This window comes from Clostridium acetireducens DSM 10703, from assembly GCF_001758365.1.
Lineage (GTDB): Bacteria > Bacillota > Clostridia > Clostridiales > Clostridiaceae > Clostridium_C > Clostridium_C acetireducens.
The window spans coordinates 25,483-39,597 of the sequence record NZ_LZFO01000024.1 but is presented as its reverse complement, the minus strand read 5'-3'; the positions used below and the strand labels follow the sequence as shown (position 1 = coordinate 39,597).

Sequence of the window (14,115 nt, the reverse complement as noted above, 5' to 3'; positions counted from 1 at the left end):
ACTCTTAGAAGAAAAAATAAAAAAACTCCGTAATTCATCACAGGACGTGATGAGCCAATTTCCGCCCCAAGGACGGGGCATAAATTGGGTAGGAGTTTTTTTATTTTTTATTCTTAGAGTGTCTTAATGAAATGACTTATTTACAAACTCTCTTTATGAGGCTGCCTTATTATTTTTATACAGCTTATTTTTGATTATTTTCTATCTGTAAATTATATTAATTATTTTTTATTCAACAATTTAATTCTATTTTATCTATAAATATTATAAAATAGTATGTAGAATACTAATTATAATATTTATATTTAGGAGGTCAAATATGGATAATGTAAATACTATTAAAAATAGAGAAGATATACCAGAAAGGTACAAGTGGAACATAAAAAAAGTTTATGAAAATAACGAAGAATTTGAGAAATACTTTAAAATGTTAAAAGAAATAGCACCAAAATTAAAAGAGTATCAAGGTAAATTAAATGATTCTAATAAATTATTGGAATACTTAAAGTTAGATGAAAAAGTATCTAGGTTAGCAGAGAAGCTATATGTTTATGCACATTGTAAATTAGATGAGAATACTGCAAATACAACTCAACAAGCTATAAAAAGTAATATAGAAGGTTACTTTGCTGAACTTGGAAACTATAAGGCTTTCTTTGTACCAGAATTATTATCTTTAGATGAAAATGCAGTTTTGGATGGTATAAAAAAAGCAGAAGAACTTAAAATATACGAATTTTATATAAAAGATATTTTAAAATTAAAACCTCATGTTTTAGGCAAAGAACAAGAAGAATTATTAGCTTTAGTATCAGATTGTATGCAATCTCCAGAAAATATTTTTTCAATGCTTACAAATGCAGATATAACTTTCCCTAATATAAAAGACGAAAATAATAATGAAGTTCCTTTAACAGAAGAAAACTATTCTATATATATTCGTTCTAAAAATAGAGAAGTAAGAAAGCAAGCATTTAATGCATTATTTACTACTTATGCAAAATATAAAAATACTATAGCGGCATCACTTTCAGGATCAGTAAAGAACTTTGTATTTAATTCTAAAATAAGAAAGTATAAAAGTGCTTTAGAAAGTTCTTTAAAACCAAATAACATACCTTTAGAAGTATATGATAATACAATAGATACTGTAAACAAAAATCTATCATCCTTACATAGATATGTACGAATTAAAAAGAAACTATTAAATTTAGAAGACATTCATATGTATGATTTATATGTTCCTATAATAGATACTCCTGATAGTAATATAGAATTTCAAGAAGGAGTAAATTTAGCTTTAGAAGGATTGAAGGTTTTAGGTGAAGATTATTTAGAAATATTTAAAAAAGGTATTAATGATGGATGGATAGACATATATGAAAACAAAGGCAAAAGAGGTGGAGCCTACTCTTCTGGATGTTATGACACTATGCCATATATATTATTAAACTACAATAACAAATTAAATGATGTATCTACATTAGTACATGAAATGGGTCACTCTATTCATTCTTATTATTCAAGAAAAACTCAACCTTATATATACGCAGATTATACCCTATTTTGTGCTGAAGTTGCATCAACTACTAATGAATGTTTACTTATAAATTATTTAATAGAAAAAGAACAAGATAAAAATAAAAAATTATTCCTTATAAATCAACAATTAGAGCAAATTAGAACTACTGTATTTAGACAAGTAATGTTTGCTGAATTTGAAAAGATAATTCACGAAAAAATTGAAACAGGAAATGCTTTAACAAGTAGTGATTTATGTGGTATATGGCATGATTTAAATATTAAATACTTTGGACCAGACATGGTAATAGATGAAGAAATAGACATAGAATGGGCTAGAATTCCACACTTCTATTGGGACTTTTATGTTTATCAATATGCTACTGGATATGCTGCAGCCAATTCTTTTGCTGAAAATATATTAACTGAAGGAAAAACTGCTGCTGAAAATTATAAAAACTTCTTAAAAAGCGGAGGCAGTGACTACCCAATAAACCTTCTAAAAAAAGCAGGAGTTGATATGACAACACCAAAACCTTTAGAAGATACAATAAATAGATTTAATGAATTACTTGATATGCTAGAAAATATTGATATGTAAACTAAAGAAACAAATGCTGGGAAAAGACTCATAAAAAAAATAAAGGCTGTAGCAGTAACAAGTAGGTTTATAAATATTTGAATGAATTTTAGAACTACTTAAATAAAAAAACAAAAAACTCCGTAATTCATCACAGGACGTGATGAGCCAATTTCCGCCCCAAGGACGGGGCATAAATTGGGTAGGAGTTTTTTCGTTTTTTTATTTTTTAGTGGTTCTTAATGAAATGATTTATTTATAAACCTACTTGTTACTGCTACAGCCTTTATTTTTTTTATGAGTCTTTTCCCAGCATTTGTTTCTTTAGTTTACAAGCATATATAAAGGTATTATAAACAAGCTTAGTATAGTGGTTACTACTGTCATTACTGTAGCGTATTTATAGTCTGCATTATAAGCTTTTGCTATTATTGCTGTATTAGTCATAGCAGGCATAGCAGATTGTATTATAAATACTTTTCTCATAAGATCAGGTATAGTATAAAAATAAGATACTATGATTACTGTAAGCGGAGATATTAAGAACCTTCCTATTAGCAAAATTATCATATCTTTATCTATTTTTATATCTTTTAAATTTACATAGTAAATGGTTATTCCTATAAATAACATGGATAAAGGAGTAGTAAGATTGCCTAAATATTTGCAACTATCCATTATAAATTTAGGCAATTTAATGTTTAATAAAATTAAAATAATAGCTAATATAAATCCCATAAGAGGTGGTGATAGTATTCTTTTTAGTGTTTCTTTTGAAAAAATATTTTCTGCTTTACTATTGCCATCTTTACTTATTCCATAAGCTCCTATAGTCCAAAAGAATGAAGTGTTAGCTATGTAATATAATAATACATATGGTATACTCTTTTCTCCAAATAGTGCTAAGTTTACAGGAAGACCTATAAATATAGTATTAGATACAAAAAACATGGAACGAAATATGCCTATTCTTCCTAGTTTTATTTTAAATATTTTGCTTACTAATATTGCTAATATATAGCATAAAGCAATAGAACAAAATGGTACAATAAGACCTGTTGCTAAATGAAAAAGCTTGTTCCTATCAAATGATTTCATTAAATCATATATCATAAGAGATGGAAGAGAAATGTTTATAACTAATTTTGAAAAAACTTTTGATATTTCTTCATTAAGCCAGCCTTTTAATGTTAAAACATAACCTATAGATATCATAATTCCTATGCTAAATATACTTTCTACTGCATTTAATACAATCATATTTGTTGTCTCCTTTACTAAAGTTAATATTAGCTACTTACTTTAAAATGAAAATTATGCAAGAGATTTATTATATTAATATAGTATTATACATGTTTATAAAAGTAAACTTAATATTAATTTTCCTTGACAAATTGTTAAAAATATCCTATCATTGTTTTAATGCAAATCATTTGCATTATCTATAATAATTTATATGGGAGTGATAGGATGTTTAAAAAATTTATGAAATTCTTTTCTATAATAGCTATTGTCTTATGCTTTACAAGTTGCGAAAAAGCTTCATTTAAAGAAAATACTAATGAAGATAATAATGAAAAAATACAAGTAATAGTGACATTTAATCCCCTTAAAGAATTTGCAATGGCTATAGGTAAAGATAAAATAGAAGTGAAGACTTTAGTTCCAGAAGGTACTGAGCCGCATGATTTTGAACCTAAGATTAAAGACTTAAAACAAATACATAATTGCAAAGTATTTATATACAATGGATTAAATATGGAAAGTTGGCTTAAAAAATGCAAAGATTCAATAGATAACAAAGATATAATATTTGTAGATTCATCTAAGAATATAGATGCTATAAAAATAAATAATAGCTATGATCCTCATATATGGTTAAGTTTATTAAATGCAAAAATTCAAGCAAATAACATAAAGGAAGCATTAATAAAAGTTGATTCAAAGAATAAAGATTTTTACGAAAAAAACTATAAAGATTTTTCTAATAATGTAGACGATTTATATAATGATTATAAAGAAAAATTTAATACAGTAGAAAATAAAAAATTTGTAACTGGTCATGCTGCCTTTGGTTATTTTTGTAGAGACTTCGGATTAGAACAAAACAGTATAGAAGATGTATTTTCAAGTGGCGAACCAAGTGCAAATAAAATGAAAGAATTAATTGATTACTGCAAACAAAACAAAATTAAAACTATATTTTTAGAAGATATGGTAAGTCCAAAAGTTTCTGAAACTTTAGCTAAAGAAGTAGGAGCAAAAACAGTTAAAATATACACAATAGAAAGTAAAGAAGACAATAAAAACTATATTGAAAGTATGAAAGATAACCTTGAAAAAGTATATAAATCCTTAAAAAAATAAAAAAAAGGAGTCAAAGTCCAATTTTAGATTTTGACTCCTTTTTTTGCTATGTTTAAATTATAAAGTTAATAGAAACTGTTTTAACTATTTTCTATTTGCAAATTATATCAATGATTTTTAATTCAATAACCTAAATCTAGTTTTATAATTTTATAATATTTTTTTATTTTTTTTTCTAATTCTAATACACTTATAAATCTCCCATTTCTTATGATTTCTTTTCCATCTATAAAAAATAATATAGTGGGAACAGTAAATATAGAATATTTTCCTGAAGCTTCTTTAATTTCATCGATTAATACTTTTTTTATTTTTATTTCAGGATATTTTTTCATCATTTCTTCTATTTTAGGTAATAGAACAGTACATACACTGCAATTGTTACTGCTAAAAAATATTAAAGCAAATTTATTTTTATTTATGAAATTATCAATTGATTTTAGTGAATTTAACATTTCTTTAAAATCCTCCTTGTATACTATTTGTTTGGTTTACATTTTATTTTTTATACATAATTTTAATTATGTAAACATAATTATGGCACAAATATGTTTAAATTGCAAATATATTTATTTTAATATATTATTTCAAAAATTTACATCAATATTAATTAAAATCACATATATTAAAACCCTAAGCTTATAAACTTCCTTTGTTAAATGATATTCTTTATTAACAAAATTCTAAGTTTAATGCATAGGGTTTTTACTATATTATTAAATTTTCATTAATATACAAATATCATATCACCTATTCTAGCTCTAATAGGCTTGGACCATAACCACTTATTTGTAGCACTTTTATCAAAGTAGTATAATGCTCCGTTACTTGGATCTATACCATTAAGAGCATCCTTTGCTGCTTTTACTGCTGTAGCTGTAGCTGGTTTATTAATCCAACCATTTTCTACTGGTGTAAATTGATAATATTTATCATCTTTTTGATATATTACTGATGTAATGGTGTTAGGAAAAGTAGAACTTTTTACTCTGCTTACAACTACTGCACCTACCCCAACTTGAGCATCATAAGGTTGATCTTGAGATTCTGCTGTTATTAACCTAGCTAAAATATCTAACTCAGCTTGAGTATAGGATATAACTGGCTTTGGTGTAATACTTTCAGTAGTTGGTTTTATTCCTGGTAAGTTTAATACATCACCTGGATATATGTAATTTCCCCATTTATTGTTAGCTTCTCTTAGAGAATTAAGAGATATGCCATATTTCTTTGCTATTAAATATAATGTGTCTCCTTTTACTACAGTATGTGTGGCACAAGAAACTTTTAATGTTTGTCCAGGATAAATTAAAGAGCTCTTTAATTTATTATTTGCCATTAGCTCATTACTTGTGGTATTAAACAATTTACCTATAGTATAAAGCGAATCGCCTGATTTAACCTTATAATTTGCTGCAAAAGCCACATTTGATATAGAAAGAGCTATTGTAGCAGACATAATTAATGTTTTTATAATTTTAAATTTTTTCATATGTTTCCCTCCATATTGCCTCCCAGGTTAGTTGTCGAGTTTGCGTAGAGGATCCCCTACTTAATATTAAGATTCACCCCAAAAAAATGTTCCTCGTACTCCTTTTGGAGATTCGGCTTATTTTACGGTTATTTTACAATATTTTTATAGAACTTGTCCATATTAAATTACTGGAAAAAAACGTGGAATATATTTCTTAAAAACAAATTATATATTAATCATATAAAAAGAAGATATACCTAATTATAAACAATATAGGCATATCTTCTTTTTATATGATTAATATATAATTTGTTATAATATTGTTATCTTATTTTATAATATATCTAAGATTTTTTATTCTAAGCATTTATAGAATTGTCTTTGCTTACATCTATGTTTTTTATTTTTCTCATAAATATTCCTAGAAGTACTAATGCAGTTAATATTCCTACAGGATATCCAATAGAAGCAGAAAGCTTAAATCCTTCTGGCGCCATTAAAATGTAACTTGTACAAACAGCTGTCATAAATACAGATGGTATTGTACATAACCAATGATTTTTTCTTTCCTTTGCCATATACATAGCTGCTGTCCATAATATTATAGCACCTAAAGTTTGGTTAGCCCATCCAAAATATCTCCATATTATATTAAAATCTATTCTTGTTAAAACAAAACCAACTACAAACATAGGAATACTTACCATTAATCTATTCTTCATAGGTTTTTGGTCATAATGTAAGAAATCTGCAACAGTTAATCTAGCACTTCTAAATGCAGTATCACCAGAAGTAATAGGACAAGCAACTACGCCTAGTATAGCAAGAGCTCCACCTGCTCTTCCAAGCCAAGTATTGCAAATTAAATTAACAAGCCAAGCAGCATTACCCTTGTGAGCTGCCATTTGAGCATTTAATCCAGCAGGTCCATTTATTGTTCCAAAGAAACACATAGCTGCTGCAGCCCAAACTAAAGCAACAATACCTTCTGCAATCATTGAACCAAAGAATATTTTCTTACCTTGGCTTTCACTAGTAATACATCTAGCCATAAGTGGCGATTGAGTTGAGTGAAAACCTGAAATAGCTCCACAAGCAATAGTTATAAATAGCATTGGGAATATTGGTGTTTTAACTGGATTAGGTTGCATATTTACCAAATTATCTGGAGTTAAATTAGGAATAGGTGCTCCTTTTATTATCATGTATCCACCTATACCAAAAGCCATAAATAATAGACATGCTCCAAATATAGGATATATTTTTCCTATTAATTTATCAATTGGTAGCAATGTAGCCACAATGTAATATGCAAAAACTAAGTATACCCATATAGTAACACTCTTACCAGTTAAAGTTCCTAAAAGACCTGCTGGTCCTTTAACAAATACAACACCTACTAGTATAAGAAGAACAACTGAAAAGCCTCTCATGAACTGTCTAATGTTATTACCTAAGTATTTACCAACAACTTCTGAAATACTTGCTCCATCGTTTCTTACTGATAACATTCCTGAAAAATAGTCATGAACAGATCCTATAAAAATACATCCAAATACAATCCATAAAAATGCTACTGGACCATACATAGCTCCTAAAATAGCTCCAAAAATTGGTCCAAGTCCTGCTATGTTAAGAAACTGAATCATGAATATTCTCCAACCTGACATTGGAATAAAGTCTACACCATCTTGAAGTCTAATTGCTGGAGTTTTAATACTATCATCTGCTCCAAACTTCTTTTCGATAAAAGAACCATAAATAACATACCCTAAAATAAGTGCTAATAATGATAATAAAAACGTTATCATAAAACTCCTCCTTTACTTATAGATAAAATTTACTTTAAATCTATTATAATACTATTAATATAAAAATAGTATTATAACTCATAAAATGCCTATATACATACATGAAATGCATTTATATAGGCATGAGAAGTAAAAATGTTTAAAATAAATAAAATATTTAGAATTTAGTTTATTTTTATTATATTTATGCTAATCATTTTTTAGGTAGTTAAATAATAAAAAACAATCTGTATAAAAATAATAAGCCTAGCATATAAAGAGAGTTTGTAAATAAATCATTTCATTAAGGCACTCTAAGAATAAAAAATAAAAAAACTCCTACCCAATTTATGCCCCGTCCTTGGGGCGGAAATTGGCTCGTCACGTCCTGTGACGAATTACGGAGTTTTTTTATTTTTAATTCTAAGAGTATCTAAAATTCATTCAAATTATTTACAAACTTTCTTTATGAGGTTGCCTTATTATTTTTATACATATTATTTTTAATTGTTTTTTATCTGTAAATTTTCTTAAGCATTTTTTGTTACACAATCTAATTATTATATATTCATTATTTCTTTAAATTTATGCACATTATTTCTGCTAACAGGTATTTTAGAATCTATTCCTTTTAATCTAAGTATAAAAGTATTATTAAACCAAGGAATTATTTCTACAATTTTATCCAAGTTTACAATAAAAGACCTATGAGTTCTAAAAAACTGTACTTGAGGCAACTTTTTTAAAAAATTTGAAATGCTTTCTTTAACTATAAAATTATCATTTTTTATGTATACTATAGTAGTTCTCTCTTTTGCCTCACAATAAAGAATATCCGAAGTATTTATAACTACTAATTTTTCATTTTTCCATAATGTGATTTTTTTACTTATACAAGAATTATTATTGCATTTTTCAAGATTTTTTAATGTATTTAATATTCTATCTTGAGAATAAGGCTTTAATATATAATCAAATGCATGAACTTCAAAAGCTTCTATGGCATATTCTTTATAGGCTGTTATAAATACTATTTTTGGTTTTTTATCAAAATTATTAATTATCTTTCCAAATTCCATGCCGTTTATTTTAGGCATACTTATATCTAAAAAAACTATGTCTACACTATTTTTTTGTAAATAATCTAAAGCAGTTAACGCATCCTCAAATTCTCCATCTATTTTTATATCACTAAAATTACTAATAAAATATTTTAATTCTTGTATTGATGGATATTCGTCATCTATAATTATACAATTCATTACATCACTCCTTTATTTTATAAACAATAAAATTAATACAAGTTCCTTTTTTTAATCTTTCAATATTTAAACCTTTGCCATAAAGTATTTTTAGCCTAGTGTGTACATTAATCATGCCTATTTTATTTTTTTGTGTTTTTCCATTGTACACAGACTTTATAACTTCTTTATCTATGCCTACACCATCATCTTCTATTGTTATTTTTACTCTATTTACATCTAATTTTTCTACTGTAATTTTTACTGTACCACCAGTGCTGTTTATCAAAATGCCATGTTTAATAGCATTTTCTACTATAGGTTGTATTATTAAACTTGGAATTTTAATATTTATATCATCATCTATTTTATAAATTACATTTAATTTTTTCCCAAAACGTGCTTTTTCAATTTCTACATAAGCTTTTACTTGCTCTAGTTCCCTATATATATCTACAAGTGTGTCTCCATACTCTAAGTTATACCTTAAATAAGTTGAAAGATTTATAATTAATTCCCTTGCTTTATCTGGATTTATTCTTATAAAAGAAGTTACTGTATTTAGTGCATTAAATAAAAAATGTGGATTTATTTGAGTTTGAAGTGCTTTAATTTCAGCTTTATTAGCCATTTCTTTAAATTTACTTATTTTACTAATTTCTAATTGAGTGGACATAATCTGTGATAATCCTACTGCTAAATTTTTCACTTTAGAAGTTATAAAATTTTCTTTAGAATAATATATTTCCAAAGCTCCAATAACTTTATTTCCATCTTTTAAAGGTGCTATTACCAAAGAATTTAAATCATAACAATTTACAAAACACTTCATTTCTTTATTGGTATTTAATATTAATAGTTCTCCATGTTTAATAACTTTTTTAATTACCATATCATTAACTTTACTACCTGCTTTATGCTCTTTTTCTCCTAATCCTACATGAGCCAAAACATATCCATTATTAATTATAGATACTGCTGAAGCATCTATATACTCTTTTATAATAGCACATACTTTATCATAAGAATCACTATTTATATCTCTAAAGTAAGGTAATGTTTTGTTTGCAATTTCAAGAGCAATTTGTGCTTGATTTGCTTCTATTCTATCTTTTTCATAAAATATATTTTCAATTAAAAGTATTAATATAGAAATTCCTATAGCATTTGTGAAACCCATAGGTATATATATACTCTTTACTATTTTAAATGCAGATGTAAGAGGTCTAGCTATTAAAAGTATTAATATCATTTCTAAGCTTTGCATTAATACTCCACCTAAAAGCCCCCAAGCCCATCTGTCTTTTTCTCGTGCCTTTGTATGCAGAAAACCTGCAAAAATTCCAGAAATTATAGTTGCAATAGCACAAGGTAATGTAGTTATACTATTAGAATATACAATAAACCTATGTATAGCAGCAATAATTCCAGCAGTAGTACCTACAAAGTAGCCACAGAGTATTCCTCCAGCCATTACACCTATTATTCTGGTATTAGCAATTGCTCCTTCTATTTCTGTTCCTATATAAGTTCCTAATATTCCAAAAGAACCAAAAACTAATGATAATATTATTAATTCTTCTTTATTAAACTCATCTTTTTGTATAATTTTTTTAAATATTTTAAGACGAGATAATATAAATGCAACTAGTATTATGTATCCTAGATTATTTATAAGATTTTTAATAACTTCTATCAACAAGCCTCAACCTTCCTTACTATAATTTATAGTACAAGTTTCACTATAAAGTAGTAATAACATCTACATTAATATTATATATTTTATTAATAATATAATCAAAAAATATTATATTACATAATATAAAAAAATTGCGATGCAATTTTTTTAGTTGGGAGTTAAGATTTAAGAGTTAAGAGTTTTAGAGAATTTTTCTCCATTAATATTACGAAAAATTTTTAATTTTATTAAGTGGAGTTTGTAGTAGCAAAATTCCAGTAAAAATAAAATTTTTACTGGAATTGTACTGCTAATTTCTATATTAATTATAGATTTTTTGATGCAGGAAAGAAATATTCCTTAATTGACATTTTTCAATTTTCAATTGTTAAATGTCAAATATCAAATAATACTGTACTATAAAAAATAACTGTTTTTTGTTATTAATTATATTTAGCTAAATATTTATTTTTATAATTTATTATTTTTCTTAAGGCATATACTAGATAATCTATCTCATCAAAAGTATTGTATAATGAAAAACTTAGCCTTACCATACCAGGTCTTCTTCCATGTTCCTCCATCATTTTAATGGTTTTTTCAATAGGCACATTTAATAATTTTTGAATATATGGTTGTGCACAGAAACATCCACTTCGTACTGCTATACCAAATTCATAAGAAAGTATCTTAGATAAAGTTTCATGATAAATGCCATTTATATTAAATGGCACTATTCCTACGCAATTATTACAATTATCACAATATAACTTAACTTCAGGAATAGATTTAAGTGAATTGTAAGCATAGTGCAATATGCTTTTTTCATATTCTTCAATTAAATTCATATCAAGTTTTTGTAAAGTATTTATTGCTGAAACTAAAGCTACAGCACCTATAACATTTGGAGATCCTGCTTCATCTTTATCAGGAGTAGATGCCCATTTAACAAAATCATGAGTTACTACATCTACTGTACCTCCTCCACAATAATCAGGATTACAACTATTAAATTCATCTTTTGATCCTATTAACACCCCTATTCCAAAAGGAGCATACATTTTATGAGCCGAAAAAGCTAAATAATCTATATGACTATCAGAACATTCATCTCCCATATAAATTGGAGAATGAGGTACAAACTGTGCTCCATCTACTAATAATTTACTTCCATATTGATGAACAATTCTTGCAATATCATATATTGGATTTTTATAGCCAGTAACATTAGAAGCTCCTGTAACTGTTACTAAAACAACTTTTCCTCTGTATTTTTTAAGTTTATATTTTAAATCCTCTATTGAAAGTCTTCCATATTTATCTACATCCACATATTTTATATTAAACTTTCTCCAAGGTAAATCATTAGAGTGATGTTCCATTGTAGTAGAAATAACTATTCCACCTTTATATTTATCATAAAGCATATTTGATAACTTATTTATAGCTTCTGTAGTATTTTTTACAAATATTATAGAAGCCTTACGAGCATCAATTTCTACAAAATTTGCTACGGATTCTCTTGCATCATCATAAGCTTTAGTAGAAATTTGAGATTTTATTCCCATTCCTCTATGAATAGAAGAATAATAAGGTAAAAAACTCAACAAATCTTCAACAACAGATATAAAAGGTGGAGTAGTAGCTGCGTTGTCAAAATTTACATACTTTACATATTGACCGTTAGCTATTTTAATAGGAGTATCAGCTCCTACTATTAATTTTCTATAATTAAACACTTTAACCACCTTAACCCTTCTATTTATATATATTAAATTGTGTGGTTAAAAGTAACTAAAAATCTCATAAAAATCTTAATATTAATAAACTTTATGTAAATGCGGCGAAAATTTATTAATATAAGGATTTTTATGAGATTTAAAAATTTAATTTTTTTCAGACTGGCTTTGTTCTAGAGCTGCTATTGTCAAAAGTATACCTCCTACAGCTACTACAAAATTTCCTAACACATTTAGTTCATCTGGTGTTTTATCTTTAGCCATTCCTAAAGCTATAGTGGTTGCGAGAACAGCAATTTCACAAGAATCTAGTGATTCTAAATCTATCATAATATCACCTCTTTATTTAATATGAAAAAGGCAATATTAATATACTGTTTTAAATATAATAATTTTATTTTTTATTTAAAATTTTATCTGGAACACCTATTTTCCCTATATCATGAACATGGGCTGCTATATGAATAATTTCTAATTTCTTTCCTTTTATACCTAAATATTTACTTAAAACATGAACCATATTTGCCACTCTTTCTGAATGTCCCTTAGTATATAAATCTTTAGCCTCAAGAGCAGTAACTAAACTTTCTATAATATCATGGTACAATTCTTCTTCTTTTACTTGAGAAAAGACTTTTTTTATCATGTTAAACCTCCTTTAAAGAAAATGATTTTCATTTTCAATTATAGTGTTTAATTTGTTTAATGTAAACCTAATGTATTGAAGATAAAAAATAATTGATATAATTTGCAGATAGAAAATAATTAAAAATAAGCTATATAAAAATAATAAGCAAGGTATTATAAAGAGAGTTTGTAAATAATTTGAATGAATTTTAGAGACTCTTAGAATAAAAAATAAAAAAACTCCGTAATTCATCACAGGACGTGATGAGCCAATTTCCGCCCCAAGGACGGGGCATAAATTGGGTAGGAGTTTTTTTATTTTTTATTCTTAGAGTCTCTTAATGAAATGACTTATTTACAAACTCTCTTTATAATACCTTGCTTATTATTTTTATATAGCTTATTTTTAATTATTTTCTATCTGCAAATTATATCAATTATTTTTTATTCAACAACCTATATATATAGTTAAAATTGTTCTGGTATATATACATCATCTATATTTAAACATTCATCATAGCTACATCTCATTTTATCTTTTCCTCTGCATAAGTTTATAGTTAATATATAATTATATTTTATAGCATGTTTTATTTCATCTGTTAATATGTGGAATACTAAATCTCTACAACTTCCATAAGGAAGTCCCATCATTATTAATCTATATTTTTCCACTGCAGCTAATTCTCCAAATAAAGCATCTTTTATTCCTTCAATATAACTCTTAGGTTTTTCTTCTTTATCATATTTATTGCATTTATCATACTTTTTATGTCTATAATCCTCATCTTGTATGTTTTGTCCAGTATAGCATCTATAAATTTCTTTAAACCATTTTCTATGATCTCTTTCATTGTCTCTTATGGAAGTAATTATTTCCTTTTGTTCTTTAGTTGGAGCCATTTTAATTAAGTTTTGATATTCCATTTCATCTTTTTTTTCACCTTGTACTGCTTCTTTTATTAAAGATAATGCTCTTTTAAATATTTCATTTTTACAATAATTCACTCCATATTTCATGCCTTGTTCACCCATGTGTTCACTCATCATATAATTCATTTACTTTCCTCCAATATTTAATTTGTACACAATGCTATT

The 14,115-nt window shown here is 26.2% G+C and carries 11 protein-coding genes, 1 pseudogene and 1 riboswitch; of the genes and pseudogenes, 2 read left to right on the top strand and 10 right to left on the bottom strand.

Annotated elements, in window-relative coordinates; genetic code table 11:
* Nucleotides 1–319: 319 nt before the first annotated feature.
* Nucleotides 320–2,122: an oligoendopeptidase F gene (gene pepF, locus CLOACE_RS08170; RefSeq protein ID WP_070110612.1), complete on the top strand. Its 1,803-nt coding sequence runs from the start codon at nt 320–322 to the stop codon at nt 2,120–2,122.
* Between the two features lie 303 nt (nt 2,123–2,425).
* On the opposite strand, the gene CLOACE_RS08165 is transcribed toward pepF, so the two are convergent.
* Entirely contained in the window at nt 2,426–3,361 is a 936-nt protein-coding gene (locus CLOACE_RS08165; protein WP_070110611.1) for an AEC family transporter, read from the bottom strand.
* A gap of 210 nt (nt 3,362–3,571) precedes the next feature.
* Between CLOACE_RS08165 and CLOACE_RS08160 the strand changes: the two genes are divergently transcribed.
* Nucleotides 3,572–4,468, top strand: coding sequence for a metal ABC transporter solute-binding protein, Zn/Mn family (locus CLOACE_RS08160; protein ID WP_070110610.1), 897 nt, complete (start codon nt 3,572–3,574; stop codon nt 4,466–4,468).
* Nucleotides 4,469–4,590: 122 nt separating this feature from the next.
* On the opposite strand, the gene CLOACE_RS08155 is transcribed toward CLOACE_RS08160, so the two are convergent.
* From CLOACE_RS08155 to CLOACE_RS08115, 9 genes and pseudogenes are all read right to left on the bottom strand, one after another.
* Nucleotides 4,591–4,923: a thioredoxin family protein gene (locus tag CLOACE_RS08155; RefSeq protein ID WP_070110609.1), complete on the bottom strand. Its 333-nt coding sequence runs from the start codon at nt 4,921–4,923 to the stop codon at nt 4,591–4,593.
* Nucleotides 4,924–5,195: 272 nt separating this feature from the next.
* Nucleotides 5,196–5,960: a LysM peptidoglycan-binding domain-containing protein gene (locus tag CLOACE_RS08150; RefSeq protein WP_070110608.1), complete on the bottom strand. Its 765-nt coding sequence runs from the start codon at nt 5,958–5,960 to the stop codon at nt 5,196–5,198.
* Nucleotide 5,961: 1 nt separating this feature from the next.
* Nucleotides 5,962–6,088: riboswitch (cyclic di-AMP (ydaO/yuaA leader) on the bottom strand.
* Between the two features lie 213 nt (nt 6,089–6,301).
* Nucleotides 6,302–7,753: a carbon starvation CstA family protein gene (locus CLOACE_RS08145; protein ID WP_070110607.1), complete on the bottom strand. Its 1,452-nt coding sequence runs from the start codon at nt 7,751–7,753 to the stop codon at nt 6,302–6,304.
* A gap of 539 nt (nt 7,754–8,292) precedes the next feature.
* Nucleotides 8,293–8,994, bottom strand: a complete 702-nt coding sequence (locus CLOACE_RS08140; RefSeq protein ID WP_070110606.1) for a LytR/AlgR family response regulator transcription factor — start codon at nt 8,992–8,994, stop codon at nt 8,293–8,295.
* A 4-nt stretch (nt 8,995–8,998) separates the two neighbouring features.
* A complete protein-coding gene (locus CLOACE_RS08135) occupies nt 8,999–10,675 on the bottom strand; it encodes a LytS/YhcK type 5TM receptor domain-containing protein (protein ID WP_242866432.1) in 1,677 nt (558 codons plus the stop codon).
* A gap of 419 nt (nt 10,676–11,094) precedes the next feature.
* The gene (locus tag CLOACE_RS08130) at nt 11,095–12,390 is read right to left on the bottom strand and encodes an aminotransferase class V-fold PLP-dependent enzyme (protein ID WP_242866430.1); all 1,296 of its coding nucleotides are present in this window, start codon (nt 12,388–12,390) and stop codon (nt 11,095–11,097) included.
* 147 nt (nt 12,391–12,537) lie between these two features.
* A complete protein-coding gene (locus CLOACE_RS08125) occupies nt 12,538–12,720 on the bottom strand; it encodes a hypothetical protein (RefSeq protein ID WP_070110603.1) in 183 nt (60 codons plus the stop codon).
* Nucleotides 12,721–12,787: 67 nt separating this feature from the next.
* Nucleotides 12,788–13,036 (bottom strand): annotated as a pseudogene (locus tag CLOACE_RS08120) (HD-GYP domain-containing protein); the annotation flags it as partial.
* Nucleotides 13,037–13,485: 449 nt separating this feature from the next.
* Complete coding sequence (locus tag CLOACE_RS08115) at nt 13,486–14,076, bottom strand: ferritin-like domain-containing protein (RefSeq protein ID WP_070110601.1); 591 nt, start codon at nt 14,074–14,076, stop codon at nt 13,486–13,488.
* Nucleotides 14,077–14,115 lie beyond the last annotated feature (39 nt).